Annotated in this window: 15 protein-coding genes and 1 pseudogene; 11 read left to right on the top strand and 5 right to left on the bottom strand. The window is 50.9% G+C overall.

Translation table 11 applies throughout. The features are described 5' to 3' along the window. Positions 1-41: 41 nt before the first annotated feature. On the bottom strand, positions 42-668 hold the full coding sequence (locus tag DNH61_RS17520) for an FMN-dependent NADH-azoreductase (protein WP_111147970.1): 627 nt from the start codon (positions 666-668) through the stop codon (positions 42-44). A 246-nt stretch (positions 669-914) separates the two neighbouring features. On the opposite strand from DNH61_RS17520, the gene DNH61_RS17515 reads away from it, so the two are divergent. The 5 genes and pseudogenes from DNH61_RS17515 to DNH61_RS17490 all read left to right on the top strand — a co-directional run bounded on the left by DNH61_RS17515 (position 915) and on the right by DNH61_RS17490 (position 6,906). Further along, on the top strand, positions 915-1,883 hold the full coding sequence (locus DNH61_RS17515; protein ID WP_111147969.1) for a hypothetical protein: 969 nt from the start codon (positions 915-917) through the stop codon (positions 1,881-1,883). Positions 1,884-1,916: 33 nt separating this feature from the next. After that, positions 1,917-2,983: pseudogene (locus DNH61_RS17505) on the top strand (glycosyltransferase family 2 protein). 50 nt (positions 2,984-3,033) lie between these two features. Continuing rightward, a complete protein-coding gene (locus DNH61_RS17500) occupies positions 3,034-4,122 on the top strand; it encodes a glycosyltransferase family 4 protein (RefSeq protein ID WP_111147966.1) in 1,089 nt (362 codons plus the stop codon). Positions 4,123-4,447: 325 nt separating this feature from the next. Further along, positions 4,448-5,929 carry a methyl-accepting chemotaxis protein gene (locus tag DNH61_RS17495; protein ID WP_111147965.1) on the top strand — a complete coding sequence of 494 codons (1,482 nt, stop codon included), beginning with the start codon at positions 4,448-4,450 and terminating at the stop codon, positions 5,927-5,929. Positions 5,930-5,931: 2 nt separating this feature from the next. Then, positions 5,932-6,906, top strand: a complete 975-nt coding sequence (locus tag DNH61_RS17490) for an alpha/beta hydrolase (RefSeq protein ID WP_111147964.1) — start codon at positions 5,932-5,934, stop codon at positions 6,904-6,906. Positions 6,907-7,081: 175 nt separating this feature from the next. Here DNH61_RS17490 and DNH61_RS17485 read toward each other — a convergent pair whose 3' ends face one another. Further along, entirely contained in the window at positions 7,082-7,867 is a 786-nt protein-coding gene (locus DNH61_RS17485) for an alpha/beta fold hydrolase (protein WP_111147963.1), read from the bottom strand. 128 nt (positions 7,868-7,995) lie between these two features. Between DNH61_RS17485 and DNH61_RS17480 the strand changes: the two genes are divergently transcribed. Further along, positions 7,996-8,622 (top strand): HAD-IA family hydrolase, encoded by a 627-nt coding sequence (locus DNH61_RS17480; RefSeq protein ID WP_111147962.1) that lies wholly within the window; start codon positions 7,996-7,998, stop codon positions 8,620-8,622. Positions 8,623-8,809: 187 nt separating this feature from the next. Beyond that, positions 8,810-10,045 (top strand): serine/threonine transporter SstT, encoded by a 1,236-nt coding sequence (gene sstT / locus DNH61_RS17475; protein WP_111147961.1) that lies wholly within the window; start codon positions 8,810-8,812, stop codon positions 10,043-10,045. Positions 10,046-10,183: 138 nt separating this feature from the next. On the opposite strand, the gene DNH61_RS17470 is transcribed toward sstT, so the two are convergent. From DNH61_RS17470 to DNH61_RS17460, 3 genes are all read right to left on the bottom strand, one after another. Beyond that, entirely contained in the window at positions 10,184-11,044 is an 861-nt protein-coding gene (locus DNH61_RS17470) for a formylglycine-generating enzyme family protein (RefSeq protein ID WP_111147960.1), read from the bottom strand. Between the two features lie 96 nt (positions 11,045-11,140). Continuing rightward, the gene (locus DNH61_RS17465) at positions 11,141-11,773 is read right to left on the bottom strand and encodes a glycoside hydrolase family 11 protein (protein WP_111147959.1); all 633 of its coding nucleotides are present in this window, start codon (positions 11,771-11,773) and stop codon (positions 11,141-11,143) included. A gap of 191 nt (positions 11,774-11,964) precedes the next feature. After that, positions 11,965-12,144: a hypothetical protein gene (locus tag DNH61_RS17460; protein WP_111147958.1), complete on the bottom strand. Its 180-nt coding sequence runs from the start codon at positions 12,142-12,144 to the stop codon at positions 11,965-11,967. Between the two features lie 146 nt (positions 12,145-12,290). On the opposite strand from DNH61_RS17460, the gene DNH61_RS17455 reads away from it, so the two are divergent. The 4 genes from DNH61_RS17455 (at position 12,291) to DNH61_RS17440 (ending at position 25,014) form a co-directional block, all read left to right on the top strand. Next, positions 12,291-19,919, top strand: a complete 7,629-nt coding sequence (locus DNH61_RS17455) for an immunoglobulin-like domain-containing protein (RefSeq protein ID WP_111147957.1) — start codon at positions 12,291-12,293, stop codon at positions 19,917-19,919. Beyond that, positions 19,849-23,085: an S-layer homology domain-containing protein gene (locus DNH61_RS27045; RefSeq protein ID WP_181438758.1), complete on the top strand. Its 3,237-nt coding sequence runs from the start codon at positions 19,849-19,851 to the stop codon at positions 23,083-23,085. Before DNH61_RS17455 ends, DNH61_RS27045 begins: the two co-directional genes overlap by 71 nt. A 381-nt stretch (positions 23,086-23,466) precedes the next feature. Then, positions 23,467-23,859 carry a response regulator gene (locus DNH61_RS17445; RefSeq protein ID WP_111147955.1) on the top strand — a complete coding sequence of 131 codons (393 nt, stop codon included), beginning with the start codon at positions 23,467-23,469 and terminating at the stop codon, positions 23,857-23,859. A gap of 39 nt (positions 23,860-23,898) precedes the next feature. Further along, positions 23,899-25,014, top strand: a complete 1,116-nt coding sequence (locus DNH61_RS17440; protein WP_111147954.1) for a glycosyltransferase — start codon at positions 23,899-23,901, stop codon at positions 25,012-25,014. Positions 25,015-25,024: the final 10 nt, after the last annotated feature.

Below are 25,024 nucleotides of genomic sequence, written 5' to 3'. Positions count from 1 at the left end.
CGAATGACAACGGGGCTGCCCCTTATATGCTCTGTAAGCAGTTAGAACGAGACGGCAGCCTTCACTGCCTGCTCAATCCCCTGCTGCACGATCTGCTCGGCACGGTCAGGGAATTGATTGTGGCCTTCGACGATCACACTTGTGAGGTCGGTTACTCCCCAGAACCCCAACGCAGCTGTAACAAATTTGACAGCCATCTCCACATTTTGGGCTGGACCTTCCGAATATACACCGCCTCTAGCGTTCAGCAGGGCAACTTTCTTGTCCTGAAGCAGGCCAACGGGTCCTTCCTGCGTATATTTAAAGGTCTTGCCAGCCTGGCTGAGGTAGTCAATATAAGTATGCAGAACTGCAGGTACGGTGAAATTCCACAGCGGAAAGGCAATCACGACTTTATCCGCTCCCAGGAACTGGTTCAGATACCGGTTCACAAGCGCTGCTGCTTCTTCTTCCTGACCTGTCAGTTCCATCCCTCTTCCTTGCTTGAACATAGCGTTAATCATAGTCGCATCATAGTAGGGGAGATCTTCCGCGAAGAGGTCCAGCTCCGTAACCGTATCCTGAGGGTGAGACTCCTTATAGCTGTCGAGGAAAGCATGGTAGAGTTTTACGCTTACCGCCTGCTCGATCGATCGTGAATTTGCCTTGATAAACAGAACATTAGCCATTGATGTAATCTCCTTCTTCTGTAGGGGTAGTAGATAAGATTGAATATAACCGCTAAATATTAGTTAGCAACATGATTTATGTACGTTAAATAAGATAGTATACAAAATTGTTTAGAAAGTCAACTGTAATTGCTCAACCGATATTTTCTTCAAATGTACGAATGAACTAAGTACTTTGTCCAAACCTTTCTCGGCTCTGATCAATACGATATAGAATCGAAAGTCAGCCGGAAGGATGTGAGGTTTATGAGGAAGATTTATATCGTCGGAGGCCAGCAGAAGGACCGGGTGACCGCGGAATGGCATCAGTATAAGAAAGGGGTCATTCTGGAGATCGACATTGACCGCTTCCAGCTTCTGCGGCGGCATGAATATGTGTCGCCGCCGGAGGTCGTTCCGGATCAGGATCCCTCCATTGTGTATAAGGCCGGAACTGTGGTTAACAGGAAGCTCTATGTTTGCACGGAGAGAGAGGTCATGGTTTACTCTCTGCCCGATTTGAGGAAGCTGGGGTATCTGTCACTGCCCTGCTTCAATGATGTCCACCATGTGCGTCCGAGCCGAAGTGGAAACTATCTTGTAGTGAGCACGGGTCTGGATATGGTTGTGGAGGCGACTCCTGCCGGAAAGCTGGTAAACGCATGGAACGTGCTGGGCAAGCCGCTGTGGGGGCGCTTCTCACCGTCAATTGATTACCGCAAGGTTCCAACTACCAAGCCGCATTTATCGCATCCCAATTATGTATTCCAGCTCGGGCATGATGTCTGGGTTACACGCTGCCTGCAAAAGGACGCGGTGTGCCTGACGAAGCCGGGCAGACGGATTAACATTGGGGGAGCTTATGTTCACGACGGCGTGCTGGCGGGGAATACGCTTTATTTTACCCGGGTGGATGGCCATGTTGTAACCGTGGACCCGGTGACTCTGCAGGTGAAGCAGCAGTACAACCTTAATCAAATGATTCATGCAGGCAAAAAAATCGGCTGGTGCAGAGGTATAAAGGTGCTGGATCAGCAAACGGTCATTGTTGGCTTTACCCGTGTAAGGCCTTCAAGCAGCTCGATGAGCGGACAGAAGGTCTTTAATCAGCTGGAGGCGGTGCAGCCGACCCGAATTGCATGCTACAACCTTGCAGAAGGGAAGATGCTGTGGGAGCTTGGTCTGGAGAAGTATAATATGCACGCGGTCTTCTCCATTCATAGCGAGAATGAATAATGAGAGATATTGGAATAGCGAGGAGGTCATAAGATGCGGGATGTAGGCATGGTGATGCCGGTCTATAACCAGGATCCTCTATATTTGACACTTGCAATGAATTCTGTGCTGGAGCAGTCGTACCCTCACTTTCATCTGGCGGTCGTCATAGATGGTGCGAATGAGCAGACAAGAAATCAGGTTTACCAGTATGAGAAAAGAAAGACCCGAGAGTTACGATTATTGACAAGCCGGCCAACGAGGGGATTTCCGGTGCGCTTAATACAGGATTTAATTTTTTAATGGGGGTCAAGGAGGTTCATTATTTAACATGGGGTTCCAGCGATAATGTCTTGTACAAGGATTTTTTCCGGAAGCTGCGGCAGGCATTAGTCCATGCAGCGCCGTCCGCAGGACTGGCATACAGCAGCTTTCACCATATAGATGAGCACGGAAATGTAATTCACAGTCATGCGCAGCAGGTTGAATTCCGCAGATGGCAGCGGACGAGAACTGTCAGCGACTTGATGGATTCCAGCTTTATTGGAACCTCATTCATGTACAAGAAGCGTTACGCAAGACTGCTGGAGGGCGGCTATTATCTCGACCCGGTCCAGACCTATGATTACTGGCTGAGGCTGACGGAAAAATGCGGGATTACGTATATCCCTGAAGAACTGATGGCATACCGGTTCCAATCGCCGACCAGCTTGTCCCGGAAAATTCATCTCGATAAGCAGAAGCACAGATGGTGGAGAAGCCAGTACAATCTGGCCAGGCACAGAGCCCGCTTGAGAAGGAAAATCCCTTATGAAACGGCCATTCTCTATCCTGTCTATGATAATGGCCCGCGAACGATTGAGCAAATTGAACAGCTGCTGGACCAGCGGTATCACAGCTACCTGCTGTACCTGGTTGACAAGACGCATCAGGTAAGCGGCAAGCTCAGTGAGCTTGGCATATGCGATCCCAGAATAAGAATAATTCCCAAATCAGGTCCGAATGAAACGCTGCTGAATGATATTGGATCCCGACCGGGTGCGCGAAGGCTGATTCTCACGAATGCTCACAACTTAACGAGTCCCGATGCTCTTGCCCGGCTGCTTGCGGCGAAAGGATAAATGCAGAACTTTATCGCAAGGATGACACGCAGGAGGTGAAATGACCAGACATGAACCAGCAAGCAAATGTGCTGTTCGTATTCTACGTGCCAAGCGGCGGAGTTGAAACTCTTAACAGGCAGCGGGTTGCAGCCCTTAAGAGATACAGCATCAACGGCCACTGCCTCTATTACCAGAAGACGAGAGATTCGCTTAATCCCTCCGGCGGTCCGGTATTTATCGGAAGAGATCCGGCTATGATCAAGGACATTCTCGAGAAGGGGCAGTATCGTGCCATAGTTGTCGTATCCGACTATAGTATCCTGCCGCTCTTCAGGAGTCTTGGTTACCGCGGGAAGCTGATCCTGGAAATTCAAGGGCTTGGACCGAAGAACCGGGCACGTGAGTTTCTGACAAGCGGAATGCCGGCTGTTAAGGCACATGCGGATGCCCTGCTTAACCCGCAAACGCCTCATATCGTACAGCTGATGAGCGAGCTGTATCCTTCCGTGCCCCAGTTCAGCTTCAATAACTGCTTTGATGCTGCGGCATTCTCCTACAAGAAGCTGAACAAACACCCAAGACCCATTATCGCCTGGACCGGCCGCATTGTGGATAACAAGAATTGGCGGGAATTCCTGCACATTGGAAGGCAGATTATTAACCGCATCAATCCGGAGACCCAGCTTTATATGTTTGAGGACCCTTCGCTTGCTGACCTGGCCGAACGCAGACAGTTCGAGCAGCTGATTAACCGGCTCCGCCTGCACAATAACCTCCACCTGCTGAAGAATATACCGAACAAGCGAATGATCGACTTCTTCTCACTGATCGGAGATTCAGGAGGCTTCTACTGTTCAACCTCGAAGGTGGAAGGGGCGCCGTATTCCGTGCTGGAAGCGCTCAGCTGCAGATGCCCCGTGCTGACGACGGATTCAGATGGGGTAAGAAGCTCAATTATTCATAACCAGACGGGAAAATATTACGCGATCGGCAACATCCGCCATGCTGTACAGGAGGCAGCTGAGCTGATGACGAACCTGCCTCTGCGGGAGGCTATCCGGACGGCCGGCCAGAACCATGTAAGGGCGAACTTCAATCCTGAACGATACAGCCGGAATTTTATCAGAATGCTGACTTCATTGGGGGTACGGATTTAAGTGCCGCACAGCTGTTTCAGCGTTAGCGGTGAAGACGGTGAGGGAGATAGCCGGAGTGAATAAGCGGTGAGTGATTCGATACAGGTTTAAGCTGGTTCTGCACACGCAGAATCAGCTTTTCTTTTTGTCCTAATGGATTCTATCAGCCATGAGGTGAACATTTATTTCGAATATTGTCGAATAATAGGATGTGTTAGCAATTAGTAGTCTTAAAGGCCTAAAGATTTGGTGAGCTTTAACCGATAAACAGTTTGTTACAGGTTCATAACCAGCACAAGCCTAAACAGATTTATCGTTACTTTAATTACAGCAAGGGGGTTTACAGATGAACATGGAACAAATTGCCAAACTGGATATGCAGCGCAAGAACGCCCTGGTCGGTATCGCCCTGGTGGTTTCCTCCCTGCTGGGGATTGCGATGCAGATGGGTCTCAGCGTTTCATTAACGACGCGGCTCGTCATGGTCGGTGCGCTGCTCACCAGCATCGCAATTATCGTATTTAACCGCAAGGGGAAAGGCGTGTATGTCCTTCCTTATGTAGCTTTGCTTGGCAATGCAGTAGTCGTGTATCACTTAATGCAGTCAGCCTATCTGGTTCATGTACTGCTAATTGTCATCATGATCACCGCTTCCTCTGTTTACATGAGGAAATTGATTTTCTTAGCGGCGACGGCGCTCGGATTTCTGTTATTAACCTGGTTCATGCTGACAAACTGGGATGCTCTCGGGATGAGTACATTGAATTTTATCTTTTACCTCATGTACATCTTCGTGATCTGCATACTTCTCTTCTTGAAAACAAGGGTGTCCGCGTATCTGATTCAGGATCTTCAGAGCAGCCATGCTCAGACGGAAGAACTGCTGCGTGAGGAACAAGTCCGTGAAGTGCAGCTGCAGCAGAGCACCCGATCGATCTCGGAGCGGATTAACAGAATCTTCCAGAAGAATACGGTCAGCTTCCAAGCGATGACCGACATGAATCAAGCCTTTCAAGAGATGGCCGAAGGTATGGGCCAGCAATCGGGAACCATTCAAGATATTTCCCAAAAGGTTGAACAGACGAACCAATTTGTAGATCAAATGGTGACAGATGCAGAAGTTCTGGAGCAGAAGGCTCACGAAGCCAAGCACAGCAGCCTGCAGGGCACGAAGCAGGTTGAAGCATTGACGGAAGCCATCAGTCAGTTCCAGGAGTCCATTATGGTCATGCATAAGGAGATGGGTGAACTGACAGGCAGTGTGCAGAATGTATCTGCCTCCACCCGGTCCATACAGGAGATTGCCTCCAAGACCAATATTCTATCGTTGAATGCGGGTATTGAGGCCGCGCGCTCCGGCCAGAACGGCTTAGGTTTTGCCGTTATTGCCCAAGAGATCAGGGGGCTTGCCGCGAACACATCCGCGCTCTCCGAAGACATCATGAACCGGATTGAAGATATCGAGAGAAGGACACAGTCCACTCAGAAGCTTACTGCGCTCAATATGGAGCAGATGGAGAAGTCCATTCACCTGACTGAGCAGACACAGCAAGCTTTTACAACGATCAGCGGCACTGTGGATCTCTTGGCGGACAAGATGAATGAGTATGCCGGGCTGACCAAGGAGGTTGGGAGCAGATCTGAAGATATCCGGATTTCCGTCTCCGATTTCTCGAGCTTTATGGAGCAGGTATCGGCAACCCTGCAGCAGCTGTCGGCCACCTTGAATGAACAGCACAGCAACTACGAGTCGATATCCGGTGATATCAAGCAGTCACACGATCAGATCCAGCATCTGATGAGTCTATACCAGAAAGAAGGCAGTTAAGAATGGAAACCGTATCACCTGTAAACACCCAGACACAAGCCGTCGCAGACAAGAAAAGGCGCAGAGTCAAGAAAATATCGCTCGCACTGGCTGCACTTATCGTCATATTGGCACTGGTGTGCAGCACGATCTCGGTATATATTGGCTACCAATTGACCCGGCCTGAGAAGAAGCCGATTGCCGAGACACCGGCAGACTACGGCATGGTCTATACGGATCAGATATTTACCAGCAAGGCTGACGATTCAGCCGCACTGCCAGGCTGGGTAATCGAGCCGGAGGAGCCTGTTATGACAGTTATAATGTCCCATGGCTACAGAGGGAACCGGCTTGAGAAGAATGTCCCGTTCCTGCCTTTGGCTCAGCAGTTCATAGACGCTAATTACCGGGTGATTATGTATGATTTCCGCCATTCCGGAGAAGCGGGCGGCAAGATGGTTACCCTAGGAACGAAGGAGAAGTATGATTTGCTTGGCGTCATAGACTATGCTAAGAGCAGCTATGATGAACCGGTTGCGCTGTACGGCATATCGATGGGGGCAGCTACTTCCATACTGGCAGCCGGGCTGTCTGCGGATGTAATGGCGGTTGTTGCGGATAGTCCGTTCAGTGATTTGAAGTCATATTTGTCGCAGAACATGTCGGTTTGGACAGGCCTTCCGCATGTTCCGTTCACCCCGCTTACCATGTTCCTGATGCCTTTCGTAACGGAGATCGAGCCGGAAGAGGCAAGCCCGATTAAGGCGGTCGAACAAATTTATCCGCGGCCGATTTATTTTATCCATGGGACCGGGGACACCTATATTCCGTATACCGAGAGCCAGAAGATGGCGGCTTTGCATCCGGACCGGTTCCAGATCTGGAACCCGGAGGGCATACAGCATGTGAAGACGTATGAGCATCATGCAGATGAGTATGCCGCCAATGTTATTGACTTCTTCGAGAAATCGCGGGCCGAGCTGTCTGCGGCACAATAAGACAGCATGAGCCGGCAGTTGTCCCTGGCAAGCTTCGAATGATGTCGATTATTTCCTGAGAAATAATAAGGCGATTGCTCTTCGTTCAAACGGAGGCAATCGCTTTTTTTTGTATGTATGCGTTGATAAAGGCAGCTCCGGGGAGTATGAACAAGCTGTGCTGTGCATCCAGACGTTATATTGTCTTGGGCTGGCTGTTGGCAATGCCGCTCTTGATCGCAGCCGCTAAACCCTGCGGATTTTCCCAGGCCATTGAATGTCCCGCCTGTTTGACAATTTCGATATGGATGTCGCGGCCGGATAATTCCTGCACATCCGGATCGGGTAACGAACGCTCGCCGAAGATGAATGTCTTGGAACAGGTTAAGGAGTAGAAAATATCTCTCCAGGAAGGCGATTGGCCTTCTACCAGTGACTTCGAAACCCTGTGCGCCGCAAGAGGTGACCATACTGAAAGGCTTGCCGCCCACAGCTTGTCGGCTGCCCGCCGGTTCTTCGAGATGACCTCGTCAAACCCATATTCAACAAAATCCGTTTCATTATAGTCTGCGATAACCCGGCTAACGAATCCGCCGCCATTATCCAGATTGGCTTCGCTTAAGATAACACTCCTCAGACGGTCCCTGCACTTGTCAGCCAATGAGAGGGCAACAGCGCCCCCAAAGCTATGGCCAAAGAGAATGAAATCGTGGAGCTCCAGACTCGTAATAAGCTCCAGAAGATACTCTGCATGGCTGTTGACGTCATAAAGGAAATCCGCGGGTTTATCACTAAAGCCTGCTCCAAGCATATCAACAAGAATACGTCTGTGTCCGGACAGCTCGGGCTGAGCCGCAACCTGCGGAAAGTCGAACGAGCCGGCGCAGCCGAGTCCATGCAGGAAGAGAATTGGCGCAGCTTCTCCGGGGAAGTCATGATAGCGTACATAATGGTTATTTGTCTTAAGCTTATATTCTTTCATTACCGGACCTCCGATTACTGCTACATTAATGTCTTCTATATGGTAATGTTACTATAAAACGGTCAATAACACACCAACGCTCATTCTCTTAGCAGCCGGTTAAATTATCCGGAGGGAAGGAAGATGAAATGCACAAGCATATTGTATTTGATTTTGACGGTACGTTAGTTCAATCGAAGCAGCTGGCAGTCGAGCTGTTTAACGAATTGAGCCAAAAGTACGGTTATCGTAAGATAGCTTCGGAAGAAGTGGAATACATGGCGAGTCTATCCATCAGGGACAGGCTGAAGGCTCTTCAATGTCCGCTCTACAAATTGCCTTCTCTGCTACGGGAGGTCAAGAAGAAGTATAAGCAGGAGGTAGTTACTTTGCGAAGCGTGGAAGGCATGGAAGCAGCCATGTGCAGCTTGAAGGTAGAAGGATGCAGGCTGGGCATCCTGTCATCGAATCATTCGGAGAACATTCAGGCGTTTCTAGATCATAATAGTCTGACAGGGTTTGACTATGTCTATACGGCCAGCAATATTTTCGGGAAGGACAGAGCGCTCCGGAAGCTGATGAGAGAACGGGGAATCTCTGCGCATGAGCTGCTGTATATTGGGGATGAGCTGCGGGATATCGAAGCGTGCAAGAGGCTTCAGGTCCACTGTGCGGCTGTGACATGGGGATATGATGCGGAGGAACTGCTGGCAACAGGCGCCCCGGAGTACACCCTGAGACATCCGGAGGACATTCTTTTGCTGGTGAATAGTTAGGAGGGGATATTTGCGCTACTCCAGGCGAAACTTGGAGCTTAGCGGCAGAGTGCGTATTTATTCACACACATACAACAGTATTCATGCTAAACTAAACCGCATCTGGTTAATAACGCTGCTCTTCAATCCGCTGCGGACTGAGCTGCTGCATACTTATACTTAACCTTAACACCAAGGGGGCAAGGTAATGAAAAAACTGCTAACAAAATGGAATCGCTTGAGTCTGGTCATACGAATACTTATGGGGATACTGGTGGGGGTTGTACTGGCATTAACGATTCCAGATGCCGCAGACTGGGTCACCATTATGGGCTCACTGTTCGTGTCGGCGCTAAAATCAGTCGCACCCGTGCTGGTTCTTCTCATTGTAGTGTCCGCAATCTCAAGGCATAAGGCTGGTCAGCAAACCAATATGAAATCGGTCATCGTTCTCTATGGCATCAGCACACTGCTGGCAGGATTGGTAGCTGTGACCGCCAGCTTTATCTTTCCGGTAAGTTTGTCCCTTGTATCCGGGGCTGAGGATCTCTCTCCTCCATCTGGTATTGTGGAAGTGCTAAGAACGCTGCTGTTTAATGTGGTGGACAACCCTGTAAACGCCCTGATGAACGCCAATTATATTGGTATCCTTGCTTGGGCTGTTCTTCTGGGTATCGCACTTCGAAGCGCACCCGACACGACCAAGGACATGGTTGCCAGCTTATCCGATGCCGTTTCGCAGATTGTAAAATGGGTCATCAACCTGGCACCGTTCGGTGTGCTGGGGCTTGTGTTTGAATCCGTTACGAGAAATGGACTCGCTTCCTTAATCGACGAATATGATAATTTGCTCGCTGTCCTGATCGGCTGCATGCTGCTCATCGCGCTAGTCGTGAATCCGTTGATTGTATACCTGACCATTCGCAAGAATCCTTATCCGCTGGTCTTTGCCTGCTTGAAGGACAGTGCGATAACCGCCTTCTTCACCCGAAGCTCGGCAGCCAACATTCCCGTCAATATGAGGCTGTGCGACAAGCTGGGATTGGACAAGAATACGTATTCTGTATCGATCCCGCTGGGCGCGACCATCAACATGGCTGGGGCGGCAATCACGATCTCGGTATTAACCCTAGCAGCTGTTCACACGCTTGGCATTGAAGTGGATTTTGGCACAGCACTGATTCTGAGCATCCTGTCCGCCGTCTCTGCAGCGGGTGCCTCGGGGGTGGCGGGAGGATCACTTCTCCTTATACCGCTGGCTTGCAGCCTGTTCGGCATTTCCAATGATGTGGCGATCCAGGTCGTCAGTGTCGGGTTTATTATAGGTGTGCTGCAGGATTCCTGCGAGACGGCCCTCAATTCATCCTCCGATGTGCTGTTTACAGCTGCAGCTGACTATTCGAAGAAGCGCAAAGAGGGCAAGGACTTTGTGATTAATCCCTAAGCAGATATATGTAATGAAGTGTCAGTAATCGTTGAAGACAGCAGATTTAACAAGCTTCCCATTGGACTGTTAATGGCAGCCGGGGAAGCTTGTTATTCTGTTACAGCTGATGGACTCCGCGATATGTCTTGCACCGGATTATCCGCTGCGGACGACACGAAATCCTTGATCAGGACCGAAGCCATTTGCCTCGAATTTGCCCCGGTATGACACGGCATTATTGATAAGGCCGCCGATCCAGCCGCCGCCCTTAACCACCCGGTATGAACCGCTGCTGCTGTCCAAGCTGTCACCGTACCAGTTCCAGCACCACTCGCGCACATTACCTGACATATCGTACAATCCCAGTTCATTCGGCTTCTTCAAACCGACAGCTTTCGTTGTATTACGGTTATTTTCTATAATCGGCCAGTTCCAGTCGCCAGATAAATATTTATCACCGGCGTTCCTCCAATACCATGCAGCCTCATCTGCATCACTGCTTCCGCTGTAGGTGTAGCCCTTGCTCTGCTGACCGCCGCTTGCGGCATACTCCCACTCCGCTTCAGTCGGCAGCCGGTAGCCGTCAGCTTCCGGGTCGACCGTTACTGTCCACTTCATGTTGTCGTGCTGACTCGTGTTATTAGGATCTTTTTTGCTCTTGTCTATGTTGTAATACGGCTTCAAGCCCTCTTTTATACTTCTTTTGTTGCAGTATTCAACCGCATCATACCAGCTTACCATCTCTACCGGCAGATTTTCGCCTTGGAATGCGGAAGGGTTATGGCCCATTACCTCAGTCCACTCCTGCTGGGTGACTTCGTACTGTCCAATATAGAAGTCGGACAGCCTTTCACTTTTGCCGAAAAAATTGGACTTTGTATTCGTGAACGTCCCGCCTTGGATGAAGACAAGGCCATCGCGGCGTTCAGTCTGCTTACTCTGCAGAGGCTTATCTTGCGAACAAGCGCTACCAGCAGCCATTATGGCTATCAGAAGGGCAATCAACAGCTTTCTCATGGTTCCATCTCCTTTAACCGGATAGGAAAAAGTAAAGGCCGCCGGCAGTGAGACCGGCAGCCCCAAGAAGTGTAAGGCTTTAAAGCTTGCGGCCTGTTACCACACCGTCACGTTAGATCTTCCGCTGCTCTGGTATCCTTCTGTCGCCAGTACCTGGTAGGACCAGCTGCTCCCAAGATGCATCCCGGCATTTCTCCAGGCGTTGACATGGTTGCTGAATGTGATCGAATTGTTGGTGCCAATCGATCTCTTCGACGTCCGGACGCTCCAGTACTGCTGGAACGTCTGTGTGCCATCAATAGAAGGCTGATTGTAACGCATCGTTGTATAAATATCATAGGTGCCGCCGTCACTGTTTACTCTGCCCTTATAGGTGCCGGTAGGTCTGTAAGTTCCCCAGTTATCGACGACGTAATATTCGATAAGCGAGTTTCTTGTCCACCCGTAGAGAGTCAGGTAACCATTGCCCGATGGCGCGAAGATACCGGCATTGTAGTTTATTGTCCGGTTTGGTGAACCGGTAGTCCAGCCTTTACCCACAACAAAGTTGCCGGTGTTGGACCATGTAACACTGTAATTGCCCCCAGCTCCATTGACTGCGTTAACGGTTCCGCCTCCATCAGTCCAGTTCTGCCAATAATCGGTTGCACTTGAGACAGACGCAAACAGGCTGAAACTCATTGTGGCTGCCGCCATTACCGTTAAGAACTTCTTTTTGAACGAAAACATAAAATCCCTCCTAATTGATTTGTGTTCTGCTGCAGCTTAGACTTGCTTATGCTAGACGACTGTTCTCCAGCCAGCTCACAGCTAGCCTCTTGCTACCCCTGAAATACCATTGCTCACCTCCCTTGTAGCTAAAAGTATAGTAAGTAAGCGTTTACATAACAATTAAGAAATTAAAGGTAAACCCCTAGATTTTAAATATTCTTGTTTGAAAAAAGCAGCGTGGCCCATGGAAGAACCAGGCTTGCCCAGAGCAGCAGAAAAATACCCATGTCACCCATGTCCTGAACAGCCTCTCTCTCATGGAATAGACACCAGTAGTTGTCGACATTATGCGCATAAGAGGTCGAGATCGGGTTTTTAATCGGCAGCATTGCTGTCCCAAGCACCTATGCTCCAATCATGAAGCCCCTAAATGAAAAAGAAATACAACTTTAGCACAAGGGATTCTATTCCAAAGCAATTTGTAAGCGCTTTATAATTAATACGCCAGTAGTCTTATCATTTGAGGAGGTAAATAATGAGGGACACAAGGAAGTCAGTTTCGTTACTGCTCTTAGTTTCGCTGCTGCTCGGCATCGTCACACCAGCCTCTGCAGCAGGTGCTGCCGAAACCAGTGACAGCTCTAAGGAAGCCGTCCAGGCTGCAGTTGCACAAGAGGATCTGGTCCTGCACTACAGCTTCGATGAAACCAGCGGAACCACGGTCCGTGACGCTTCAGGGAATAACCGCAGCGGTACCATGCATGGAGGTGCTTCGTTTAGTGATGGTAAGGTGAACAATGCCCTGACGCTTAATGGATCGAATGGCTACATACAGATGCCGGATGGTATTTTGCAGAATGTTAATGCCATGACGGTATCCGCTTGGGTAAAGCCCGGCGCGAATCCGGCTTGGTCCAGGGTCTTTGACTTTGGCTCCTCGACGACGAGCAACCTATTCCTTACGCTGAACAATGGAGCAAATGGAACGATTCGTCTTGGCATGGTGAATGGCTCCACATCTCATGATATTGATGCTGTGGAGTTCCCCAGCTCCGATGCCTGGCAGCATGTGGCGGTCACGATGGCGGGCAAGGTAGCCGTCATTTATTTGAACGGCATAGAGGTTGCCCAGAATTCGAACATCACGATTAAGCCCTCTGACTTGGGCAATTCCACTCGCAACTATATCGGCAGATCCCAATGGCCAGACCCTTATTTTAACGGGAAAATAGACGATTTCCGAGTTTACAACCGTGCGCTAAGCGGCGAAGATCTTAAAGAGGTTATGGCGGAAAGCCTGACGGTGCTGGAGTCGGTTGCACTCGACAAGAACTGGTTAAGCCTTGGCGACTCAACAGAGCTGCTCAGTGATATTGAGCTGCCTGCTGCCGGTCCGATGGGATCATCTATTACCTGGCATTCATCTGATCCTGCAGTGATCAGCCATACAGGGCGCGTGACGCGGCCTGCCGCAGGCTCTGGTGATGCGGAGGTAACCTTAACCGCTTCGTTAAGCAAGGGCGAGGTATTCGATACGAAGGTTTTTGAATTTGTGGTTTGGGAAACGGGCTCAGCGGCCTATCAGATTGACATCGATGCTGGCAGCCCGCTGTATGAATCCAACCCGACCTTGTTTGGACTCTTCTATGAGGATATCAACTATGCGGCTGACGGCGGCTTGTATGCCGAGCTGATTCAGAACCGCTCCTTCGAATTCAGCAGCTCACTGGCTTCCTGGTCTACAGAAGCTTACGGCGGCGCTGCTGTGACTGTGACCTCATCTACGGCTCAGCCATTGAATGAGAACAATCACAAGTATGCTCGCATTCAGATCACCGAGCCGGGTGAGGGTGCGGGGATCTCTAACTTCGGCTATACAGGTATCGCGGTAGAAGGCGGAGAACGCTATGACTTCTCCATCTATGCCAGAACGAAGGATTCTCTTGCTTCTCCTATGAGGGTTGAACTGCGCAGTGAGGATGAATCCGTCGTGTACGGGAGTGCAGACATCACGGGCCTGACTGCGGAATGGACGAAGTTCGAAGCCAAGCTCGTATCGAATACGACGGACAATAAAGCGAAGCTGGTCATTTTGTTCGATGACGCGGCTGCGGTTGATGTGGATATGATTTCCCTCTTTCCGGAGAAGACATGGAAGAACAGGGAAAATGGCCTGCGCTATGATCTGGCGAAAATGCTGGACGATATGAATCCCAAATTCCTGCGCTTTCCTGGCGGCTGTATTGTGGAGAACGGAGCGATTGACAACATCTACCGCTGGAAGAATACGATCGGGGATGTTGCTGAACGTGAGACCCAGACCAATTTCTGGGGCTATCATCAATCGTTCGGCCTGGGCTATGATGAATACTTCCGGCTGGCAGAGGATATTGGCGCAGAGCCGGTGCCTCATATTTTCTCCGGAATTATCTCGTGCAACAGCAACCCGCCAACCGTTCCAATGGACCAGCTACAGCCTTATATTGATGATGCGCTTGATCTGATTGAATATGCCAATGGCGATGCGGAGACGACGGAGTGGGGAGCGGTTCGTGCCGCTAACGGCCATCCGGAGCCTTACAACCTGAAGTATCTGGGTATAGGCAATGAGACTTGGGGCGCTAATTATTTCAGCCGCTATAAGGTTTTCTACGATGCGATCAAGGCCAAGTACCCGGATATCAGATTGATTCTGAGTGCAGGAGCGTTCCCGGAGGATGCCAATTATCGCGCAACCTACGAATGGCTGGGGAAACCGGGTGACGGTCAAGAGGCTGATCTTGTGGATGAGCATATGTACCAGTCGCCGGCATGGATGCTGAACAACGTAGACCGGTACGATGACCAGGACCGCAGCGGGCCGTCGGTGTTTGTAGGAGAATTTGCGTCGCACGGCTCAGGCAGAAGGAACAATGTCGAGTCGGCCATCACAGAAGCGGCATTCATGACAGGCCTGGAGCGCAATTCCGACATCGTCGAGATGGCCGCTTACGCGCCGTTATTCAGCCGCAGGCCGGCAAGCTTCACGCAGTGGACACCTGATATGATCTGGTTCGATGAGCATAAGGCATTCGGCACGCCGAACTATTATGTTCAGAAGGAATTCATGAACCATATGGGTGATCAGGTCCTGCTGGTTAATCTGACGAAGAAACGCGGCAGCCAAGTGGAAGATAAGGATTCCATCATGCTCGGCACATGGGCCACACAGGTGGAATATGACAATATTTCGGTAGTGGCGGAAGACGGGACGGTTTTATATCAAAATGACTTCTCTGACCCTTCAACGCTGGCTGATTTCACGGATAATGGAGCGGGCGGCTGGGTCATCGCGGATGGCGTGCTGAAGCAAACCTCCATGGATGAGGATGTCCGGCTCAGACTTAATGGCGAAGACGACTGGCCGGATTATACGATGACATTAGAGGCCAAGAAGACAGCGGGGAACGAAGGCTTCCTGATCGGCTTCGAAGCAGAAGACTTCGATAATTATTACTGGTATAACCTGGGCGGCTGGAACAACACCGTAACCGTGGTTGAGCGATCCGTCAATAATGCGAAGTCAGACGCGAGCCCCCGCCTTAGCCAAGGGGTGAAGACCGGCCAGACCTACAAGATCACAATTGGCGTCGAACAGGATATGATGCGCTTGTATCTCGATGATAAGCTGATGTTTGAAGTTAAGCCGGATCAGCAGAAGAATGATAATTATATCGGACCGCTGTACAGCTCGACCACCGTAGACAAGGAAACGGGCGATATTATTGTGAAGGTCGTTAACACATCGAGCAATCGTCAGCCCTCGAACATTCAAGTATCCGGAGCGGACTATATTAATCCTGAGGGTACGGTTATTGAAATAAGCGGGGACTCGCTAACGGCTGAGAATTCATTCGAGAAGCCAGCAGATACAGCAAGTGTAACCCGGACACATTCAGGCTTCGGAGCCTCATTTGCGTATGAATTCCCGTCCTATTCCGTAACGATTCTTCGGTTGAAGACAACCGAGGGGCCTGTAGTAGAGGCAATTGATCCTATAGAGGCCATCACAGCAGTGAACCAGCCGCCGCAGCTGCCGTCTACGGTTACGCTTCACCTGAGCGACAATACGACTGCGAAGGCAAGTGTACAGTGGAAGCCTATAGATGACCTGCAGTACAATAACCCGGGTGTATTCGAGGTAGAAGGTATCGTCGAAGGCACCTATCTGGAAGCCGAAGCTGCCGTTACGGTTCTGGAAGCAGACGTGAGTGGGCAGCTGATGAAGGCTTATGCCGATTTGAAGATACCGAACGAGGATAATGTAAGGGGTAATATTACGCTGAAATCCGAAATGGCCGCAGGCGCAGAGACCGTACAAATTACCTGGCATTCCTCCCATCCTGAGATTATCTCTGATGAGGCGGGCGGTGATCAGGGACAAATCCCGGCTGGTGTCGTCCGCCGCCAAGCGGAAGATGCGAACGTCACATTGACCGCAGCGCTTAGGCTGAATGGCCAGACTTTGCACAAGACGTTCCATCTGACCGTCAAGGCCGCGGCACAGCTTGATGAATTCAGGGGCTATATGTACACGTATTTCCGTTCTAACCTGTACGGAACCGGAGAGAGCCAGCAGATTCACCTGGCAACGAGCAAGGATGGCTTGTTCTGGGATGACATGAACAACAATGAGCCGATTCTGGTCTCCACCTTGGGGACCAAGGGCGTGCGGGATTCCTATGTGGTTAGAGCGCCTGAAGGCGATAAATTTTATATGATCGCTACCGACCTGGATGCCAATGGCGGCAACTGGGGCCAATATGCCAACAATGGCAGCAAGTCCATCATGGTCTGGGAATCCGATGATCTGGTTAACTGGTCCGACCAGCGGATGATTGAGATCGCGCCGGAGGGTGCCGGCAATATGTGGGCGCCTGAGACGATCTATGATCCGTCCACAGGTGAATATGTGGTGTACTGGGCTTCCAATGTGAAGGGTGAAGGGCATCGCATCTATTACGCCAAGACCCGTGACTTCCGCAGCTTCACGAAGCCGCAGGTATTCAAGGACCGGACAGCGGCCGACACCTTTATTGATACGTCGATGATCGCGCATGACGGCATGTACTACCGCTTCACCAAGAATGAGGATAATTTGACGATTCTGTTGGAAAAGAGTCCTTCCGTATTGGGTCAATACGAGCTGGTGAAGGAGAAGATTGCCGGTCAGGAAGGCGTGGAAGGCCCCGGCATCTTCAAGCTTAACGGAGAAGACAAGTGGCTTCTCTTGATGGATGGCTACACAAGGAGCAATGCAGGCGTCGGCTTCTTCCCGCTCATAGCAGAGTCTCCCGATGACCTGGCATCTGGCAATTTCAGAAGACTGGAGAGCCATGAATTCAGAATGCCGACAGGCGCCAAGCATGGAAGCATCATTCCGGTAACAGGGCAGGAGTATGACGCCATTATGGAGAAGTGGGGCGGAGCTCTTGTGGAGCCGGTAACACCGGACACCGGAGATCCGGTCGTTCCGGATCTGGAATATAAGTTCGATGAAGCGCTGGATGGTACGGCCGTATTAAATACAGGCAAATCGGGCGCACAGAACAACGGCACACTCTACAATGGCGCCGGCTATGCCGATGACGCAGGGAAAGGGGAGGTATTGAAGCTCGGAGGCGGAGCCGTTAACACCGACAGCCCATACCTGGAATTCCCGCAGGGTTATTTTGACGGCAAGGATAATGTGACCATCATGATGGATGTCAAATCCGAGATGAATAACGAGAATTTCTTTACCTTCACCGCGGGGCAGGACCGGAATAAGTACCTGTTCCTGCGCACAAGACCGAATGAAATCTATTCAGCCTTGACGGTGAAGACGTATTCCAAGGAACAAGGCATAACGAAGCCTCTGGCAAGCTCGATGAAAAATACCTGGACGAATCTGGCGATCGTCCTGGAGCGCAATCCGGACGGCAAATACAGCACGATGAAGCTGTACCGGGACGGGGTTCTCGTTGGGACGCAGAATCAACTGGTAGCGAACTTGTCTACCATGGGCTCGGGTCTGAAAGCATACCTGGGCAAGTCATTTTACCCGGACACCTACTTCAAGGGTTCCTTCGATCATGTGCGTGTCTACAACCGTGCGCTTACAGATGTTCAGATCATGGAAGTGATCCAGCCGCCTGGCGGCGATGACGACTTGATCCTTCACTATGATATGAAGACAACGGCTGAAGCGGATGGCAGGTTCATTGTGAAAGATGTTGCGAAGGGCACTGTGACGTATGACGGCATCTTCCGGAATCGCGGTAATGGAGGGCATGCTTCAGATGGTACGTCAGGCTTCGTGTCCTTCAACGGCGGTGGTTCTAACTCTAACAGCGGGTACATTGAGATTCCCAAAGGCAGTGACGGGCATGATGTCCTGCACGGATTAGACGAAGTGACGGTGTCGACGATTGTGAATTGGACCAATGACGGCGTAAACCGCTGGATATTTGGCCTCGGTACGGTGCTTACGCCGGAGACGAACAAATATCTGTTTGCGACACCGCGCCACGGGGTCAGCGGCAATCCGGCCGCAGCGGGCATTTCCAAGCAGGGCTGGCCGAATGAAGCGCTTGTTAAAGGGGCAGCAGGCTCCAGCATGGCGCCAGGGACCTGGCATCATGTGACCGTAACGATGTCGGAAGCGGCCAATACACTGACCTTGTATCTGAACGGCGCAAAGGTTGCGTCGGGTTCAGCTAACGGGATTAAGCTATCTGATCTCATCGACTCCAAGGCAAGTCACTCGGGCTTCCTGGGGAAATCAATCTTTACAGGCGATTCTTATCTGAGAGGAAGCATTGCAGACTTCCGCATTTACAAGCGTGCTTTGACAGGGGAAGAGGTTACGAAGCTTTATACGGAAGCATCAGACAGCGTTGCGAATATCCGTCAGTTGACCGTCCGGGATGCAGCGAAGCAGCTGGATATGTCCCGGTACTTGGGTGAAGGTGACAGCAGTGCAGCGGAGATCACGCAGAATCTTACCCTGCCGGTGAGCGGGAACAATGGCGTCAGGATAGCCTGGAGCTCCAGCCATCCGGATGTCATCTCAAGCAGCGGCAAGGTAACACGCCCGGCTGCGGATGCAGCCGATATCGAGGTTGAGCTTACGGCTACCCTAACCTATCAAGATATGACAGAGACGGTTCGCTTCCCGGTAACGGTGCTGAAGGATTTTGACGATCAGCAAAAGGCAGATCAAGATGCCGCGGCGTTAATGATCTACAATGCGAATAATGTGAAAGGGAACCTGAGACTGGCGGCGACAGGTCCAGCGGGCTCCAAGATTACATGGGCATCCAGCAAGCCTGAAGTGATCAAAGGAACAGCCGAGGCAGCAGGCGATGCCAAGCAGTTAGGCTGGGTTACGCGCCAGGCCGCTGATCAGGCCGTCACTTTAACGGCAACCGTCACCCATGGAGCTGCCTCTGCCGAACGATCCTTTGAGGTAACGGTAGCCAAGGCGCCGAAGGCTCCAGATTATGATGCTTACTTCTTTGCTTATTTTACAGGCGAATATGAGGGCGGCGAGGAAATCTCCTTTGCGACAGCGGAGGACCCGCTGTACTGGAGAGCGCTTAATAATGGCAAGTCGGTCATTCAGTCTACAATGGGTGAGAAGGGCCTTAGAGATCCATTCATAATCCGTTCTCCTGAGGGCGACAAATTCTACCTGATAGCCACCGATTTGAAAATGGGTGAGAGCACCAACTTTGACCAGGCTCAGATTACAGGCAGCCATTCCATCATGGTGTGGGAATCGGAGGATCTGGTGAACTGGAGCGAGCAGCGAATGGTCGAGGTTGCGCCCAAGAACGGTGGCAACACCTGGGCTCCTGAAGCTTATTATGATCCGAATACGGGGGAATACGTCGTCTTCTGGGCATCATCCATGAAGGCAGCCGACACCTATGGCAAATATCCGAATGGAAGACCTTCCGGGCAGTACAACGTGATGTACTATGCGACGACGAGAGATTTTCATGAATTCTCTGAGCCGAAGGTGTTCATCGATGATGCTTACCCGACGATTGACACCACGATCATTGAGAATGAAGGCACGCTGTTACCGGTTGACGAAATCGGAAGTGAACTACAAGGTCTATGTGGAAAAAGCGGATAACATCTTCTATGACAAAGATGGTATCGAAGCGAACGGCTTTCAGTTCGATCAAGTGGCGGGCACCCGAAACGGGATGCAGGGCTTGATCGGCCACGCCGGAAACAATGAAGGCCAAACGATCTTCAAGGACCTGCAGGAGGACAAATGGTATCTGTTCCTGGATTCCTGGCCGTACCATGTCCGTTATACAACGGATCTGGAGGATGGGCCGCAGCTCGTTAACAATCTGCTGGACAGCTCGGAATATGCGCTGCCGCCGGGCCCTCGTCATGGCACCGTTATCCCGATTACACGAGCTGAATACGATGCCCTGCAGGCGAAATACGGCTACGCAGGACCAGAGGAAGCAGCTGACCCTGTCGTGCATTACACGTTCGATCCGGATTCCGTCAACGGTACGACGGTAGCTGATGCATCCGGAAATGGACACGACGCGCGGTTGGTTGGCGGAGCTTTGATTAATGATCAGGACAGAATCGGGGAAGCAGGCGGTGCTGTGGAGCTGGACGGCACCTCAGGCTATGTAGAGCTGCCTGAGAACTTGATCCACGACTTGAATCTGGAGAAGGCAACCATATCTGCTTGGGTCAAGATGGATGAAGACCGTCCTAACCAGCGAATTTTTGATTTTGCTTCTGATACGGGAAGAACAGTAAACCGCAATACGATGTATGTAAGTACAAAGGGAGACAGCGGCGGTCTCGAATTCGCGGTCGTGACTCCGTTTACGGAGAAGTTTGGCAGTGAGAGCACCCTGTTAAATGCAAACTACAAGTACGCTTTAAGATCAGAAAGGTTATCAGCAAATGAGTGGAACCATGTTGCCGTTACATTGGACGGCTTTGACGCCGTGTTATATGTGAATGGTGAAGAAGCGGCAAGAAGCTCAACCTTTAATGTCGAGCCTCGCATGCTGCTGGAGACCACGATGAATTACATTGGCAAATCCAGAAGAGACACGCACAGCTTGTTTGACGGCAAGTTCGATGATTTCCGTATTTATAACCGGGCGCTGTTGGCAGATGAGATCGTAACCCTGGCAGATAACACCCCTATTCAGCCGGTAGCCGTTACAGGTGTTAGCCTGGATAAGTCCGAGATAACGCTGAAGGTAAATGAAGAAGTCCGCTTAACGGCAGCCGTCGCGCCGGCGGACGCAAGCAATAAGGCTGTAACATGGAGCTCGAGCAACGAGGATGCAGCTGTAGTCGATGCTGACGGCTTAGTCAAGGCGGCAGGAGCGGGAACGGCTGAGATTACGGTGACGACGGTGGATGGCGGTTATACCGCATCAGCGCTTGTGACCGTGGAGGCAGAGGCTGTTACGCCAAATGAAGTAACGGATGTAACGCTTAAGCCAGGTGATCAGAAGCTGGAGCTCTCGTGGAAGGACCCCAAGGGGATTGTGCTTAAGCAGGTGAAGCTGGTCGTAAGTGAAGGCAAGAGCGTGACGGATACGGTATATGCCAAGGCAGGCGCCGAGTATGCGGTTATAGACAACCTGAAGAATGGCACGGCTTACGATATCGCCATCCGTACGATCGATGCTGAAGGCAATGAATCATCAGGCGTTACGGTGGAGGGCACACCGGCGGCAGCACCTGAGGCGGATACTACACCGCCTGGCGAGGTGACTAATCCAAGGGTTGCGGCTGGCAGCGGCCAGCTGACCTTTACCTGGACCGATCCAACAGATCAGGATTTGGCTCGTATCAAGATCAGCGGTCATGGCAGCACTGTGACCGAGTCGGTATACGCGGACAAAGGCGCTGAATCCTACACGTATGCAGGATTGAACAACGGAACAAAGTATGAGTTCTTAATCACCACAGTGGATATGCATGGCAATGAATCCGCTGGCATTGTGGTGGAGGGTACGCCAGCAAAACCAAGCGATCCAGACCCTGTGCCAACGCCGGGGCCAACACCGACACCATCGCCTGGACCTACACCAGCTCCTGCGCCAACGCCCGCACCTGGCCAGGAAGATCCAAGCAGCGAAGCTAAGCCGGAAGTTACAGCGGATGGCGTGGTGGTGCAGCCGGCAGTTGGTTCGGGTGGAAGAGCAACGGTTAAGCTGAGTGAGGACAGCGTGAAGAGCGCACGGGAGCAGACCACAAGCGGCAGGCTGCGTATTAAAGTCGAAGCGGCTGAAGGCATGAATGAACTGGAAGTGAATATTCCGGTGGAGCAGCTGTTAACGGATGAAGGCACAGCCATTAACAGAATAGAGGTTGAATCTGATTTAGCAACGGTGACTGTTTCGACTAAGAGAATTTCCCAAGCCTCAAGCACTGCGAAGCACGTGACAATATCCATACGGAAAGCTGACCTAACAAGCTTGTCAGCGGAGACGCAGGAGAGGCTGAAGGATGCCGTGGTCTATAACTTCAATCTGTCGGTTGAAGGTGTGAAGATCAGCGAATTTGACGGCCGAAGCGATGTGACAGTTGCGATCCCTTACGAGCTGAAGCCAGGCGAACATCCGAACAAGGTTGTCATCTATTATGTGAACAACAGCGGTGAATTAGAGGTCGTAACGAACGGCAGGTACAATGCAGCATCGGGTAAGGTGGAGTTCAAGCCCAAGCACTTCAGTACGTATGCGGCCGCGTATGCGAATGCAAGCTTCAAGGATGTAACGAAGGCATGGGCAAAGGAGGCGGTCGAAGCGTTAGCGGCAAGAGGGGTTGTCAGCGGCATGGGTGAAGGCAGGTTTAACCCTGAGGGCCAAGTGACCCGGGCTGAATTCATCACCATGCTGATGAACCTGTTCGAGCTAACCGACCCTTACTCGTCAACTTCCCTGTCTGATGTGAAGGCAGGCGCATGGTATTATGAAGAAATTGCTACGGCCTACCAGCTGGGTATTATTGGCGGAAGGCCGGATGGAAGCTTCGGCGTGAACGAGGCGGTTACGAGGCAGGATATGGCTGTGATGGCCTATAAGGCGGCCAGGTATGCACAGCTGGAGCTGCGCGGACAGGGTGAAGCTGCTGCATTTGCAGATGCGGCCAGCATTTCACCTTATGCTGAGCAGGCTGTAAAGGCCATGCAGACGGCCGGTGTCATCAACGGTATGGGCAATGGAGAATTTGCACCGAAGGCTTATGCCACCAGAGCGCAGGCCGCTGTCATCATTCACAAGCTGCTGGAGTTATTGTAAGTAAAGGCTGATTATTTTATAGAAGAATATGCGGAATCAAGAGGCGGGCTCTGGGTAATGAGCCTGCCTTTTGGCATTAGCACTAACCATTCCTTGAGTACATTGCAATAAAATGTACGATGTTGTGGCTCCAGTCAGTCCCAGATTTCCCCATCCAACCCGGATTATGAATGATACCAAATACCCAATAGAAATTTCTCGTATAAATAAGCCTTTCATCCTAACATTCGTTGGTTTCCCCGCCGATTTACTATATAAAGGTTATATTATCGACAATAACCAACAAATTTCTTAGTAAAATTAATATGTAAGAAAAACATTTTTAATACCTGGCAGGTAAAGTAGAGGTAATAAGTACTGGATAGAAGAGAGGCATCTGTCATGCTGGAGAATAAGCTGCGGGTACTGATTGCTGAGGACAATCTGGTCAATGTGGAGCTGCTGCAGATGGTGCTAATGCGGTGGGGATATGAATCCTGCGCCGCCTACAACGGTGAAGAGGTTTTGGCCGCGCTGAAAGGAGGCAGATATGATCTTATCTTTATGGATATTCGTATGCCCGGACTGGATGGAATCGGGGCCACCCAAGCGATTATGGAACGTTATCCCCCGGGGGAACGGCCGGTTATTGTAGCGATGACAGGATATGTGATGCAGTCGGAGCGTGACCGGTGTATAGCTGCCGGTATGGATGATTTTATAGGCAAGCCCTTCGAATTTGATGAAGTGCGGCGTGTGCTGCAGGATTGCGAGAATAACCGCTTGTCCTCATGACAGGGATCAGCAGGATGATAACGGCTGGGGTGGATAAAGTTGAAATCACGCGTGCTAATCATTACGGACAGAAATCGCAAAATACCTTTTTCCTCCATAATCAGCTTCTACGATTTGCAAATGGTACCGCTGGAAGAAGCAGCCCGGTATGATATCAGCGATTATATTATGGTAATTGTTGATTTGTGCAGCGAGCAGGGCACCGAAGAAGCTATCCATTATATACGGCAGCAGGTGCCGCATATCGGCATACTGGTCATCCAGGATTTTGTCAAACCGTTCAATCGCGATCTGTACCAGAATGTGCAGGGTTACGGACAATTCCGGGTAATGGCCTGGAAGCCGGCGCTGACCGATAAGCTTGCGAATTTAGTGCAGACCATTATTCATCCGGAATATCCGGTCATTCAGTCGCGGGTTGCCATTGTCCTGCCTCTGTATAATGAGGAATCCCGGTTTGATAACGTGCTGAATTTCCTGGGCAAGCTGCAGATGCTGATTGAGACCAGCTTTGTGAATGTTTCGGTATATTTCATTAATGACGGCAGCAGGGATGCGACACAGCCTCTTGTGGAGAAGTTCAAGAAGGCTTATCTTCAGCGGACTACATACATATCTCATATTAACTTCTTCTCATCGCTGGCGCTTGAGCATAATACGCGCAAGGCCGGCACCTATATTGAAAGTCTGACCTCAATTGATGCGGATATGTTCGTCTTCGTCGATGCCGATGATTCCTTCCACATTGATGATATTGCCAAATTCCTGAACATCATCAAGGCGGGGTACTACGATATTGTGGTGGGCACCAAAGACATGACGACGGAGAACCGGCCGGTTAGCCGCCGGGTGATGAGCTTCTTCAAGAGACTGCTTACGAGGCCGCTCCTTCCTTACGGTGTGTATGATTCTCAAACCGGTCTTAAAGCGTTCAACCATGCAGCGGCTCAGAACATACTGCCTCACCTGAATGTCAGCTCAGGTCTGGCAATCGATCTGGAAATGCTGTATTTGGCCAAGAAGCTCCGCTTCCGTGTTCTGCAGCTGCCAGTGATCTGTACCGACAGGGACGGCTCTCATGTGCGGATTGTACATGATTCACTGCAATTTATGAAGACATTGCTCAAGCTGCGGTTCCACCACAAGAGCTTGTGACTGCATGCTG

It is taken from the genome of Paenibacillus sambharensis (assembly GCF_003233845.1).
GTDB classification, from domain to species: Bacteria; Bacillota; Bacilli; order Paenibacillales; family Paenibacillaceae; genus Paenibacillus_I; species Paenibacillus_I sambharensis.
The sequence above is the reverse complement of the archived record's forward strand: the minus strand, read 5'-3'. Positions and strand labels throughout refer to the sequence as shown.

Bases quoted from the DNA above. Each gene is read 5' to 3' on its own strand.
- DNH61_RS17460 (WP_111147958.1), bottom strand. From the start codon at position 12,144: ATGCTGCCGATTAAAAACCCGATCTCGACCTCTTATGCGCATAATGTC.
- DNH61_RS17480 (WP_111147962.1), top strand. From the start codon at position 7,996: ATGCACAAGCATATTGTATTTGATTTTGACGGTACGTTAGTTCAATCG.
- DNH61_RS17495 (WP_111147965.1), top strand. From the start codon at position 4,448: ATGAACATGGAACAAATTGCCAAACTGGATATGCAGCGCAAGAACGCC.
- DNH61_RS27045 (WP_181438758.1), top strand. From the start codon at position 19,849: ATGAAGGCACGCTGTTACCGGTTGACGAAATCGGAAGTGAACTACAAG.
- DNH61_RS17465 (WP_111147959.1), bottom strand. From the start codon at position 11,773: ATGTTTTCGTTCAAAAAGAAGTTCTTAACGGTAATGGCGGCAGCCACA.
- sstT (WP_111147961.1), top strand. From the start codon at position 8,810: ATGAAAAAACTGCTAACAAAATGGAATCGCTTGAGTCTGGTCATACGA.
- DNH61_RS17445 (WP_111147955.1), top strand. From the start codon at position 23,467: ATGCTGGAGAATAAGCTGCGGGTACTGATTGCTGAGGACAATCTGGTC.
- DNH61_RS17515 (WP_111147969.1), top strand. From the start codon at position 915: ATGAGGAAGATTTATATCGTCGGAGGCCAGCAGAAGGACCGGGTGACC.
- DNH61_RS17520 (WP_111147970.1), bottom strand. From the start codon at position 668: ATGGCTAATGTTCTGTTTATCAAGGCAAATTCACGATCGATCGAGCAG.
- DNH61_RS17485 (WP_111147963.1), bottom strand. From the start codon at position 7,867: ATGAAAGAATATAAGCTTAAGACAAATAACCATTATGTACGCTATCAT.
- DNH61_RS17455 (WP_111147957.1), top strand. From the start codon at position 12,291: ATGAGGGACACAAGGAAGTCAGTTTCGTTACTGCTCTTAGTTTCGCTG.
- DNH61_RS17490 (WP_111147964.1), top strand. From the start codon at position 5,932: ATGGAAACCGTATCACCTGTAAACACCCAGACACAAGCCGTCGCAGAC.
- DNH61_RS17470 (WP_111147960.1), bottom strand. From the start codon at position 11,044: ATGAGAAAGCTGTTGATTGCCCTTCTGATAGCCATAATGGCTGCTGGT.
- DNH61_RS17500 (WP_111147966.1), top strand. From the start codon at position 3,034: ATGAACCAGCAAGCAAATGTGCTGTTCGTATTCTACGTGCCAAGCGGC.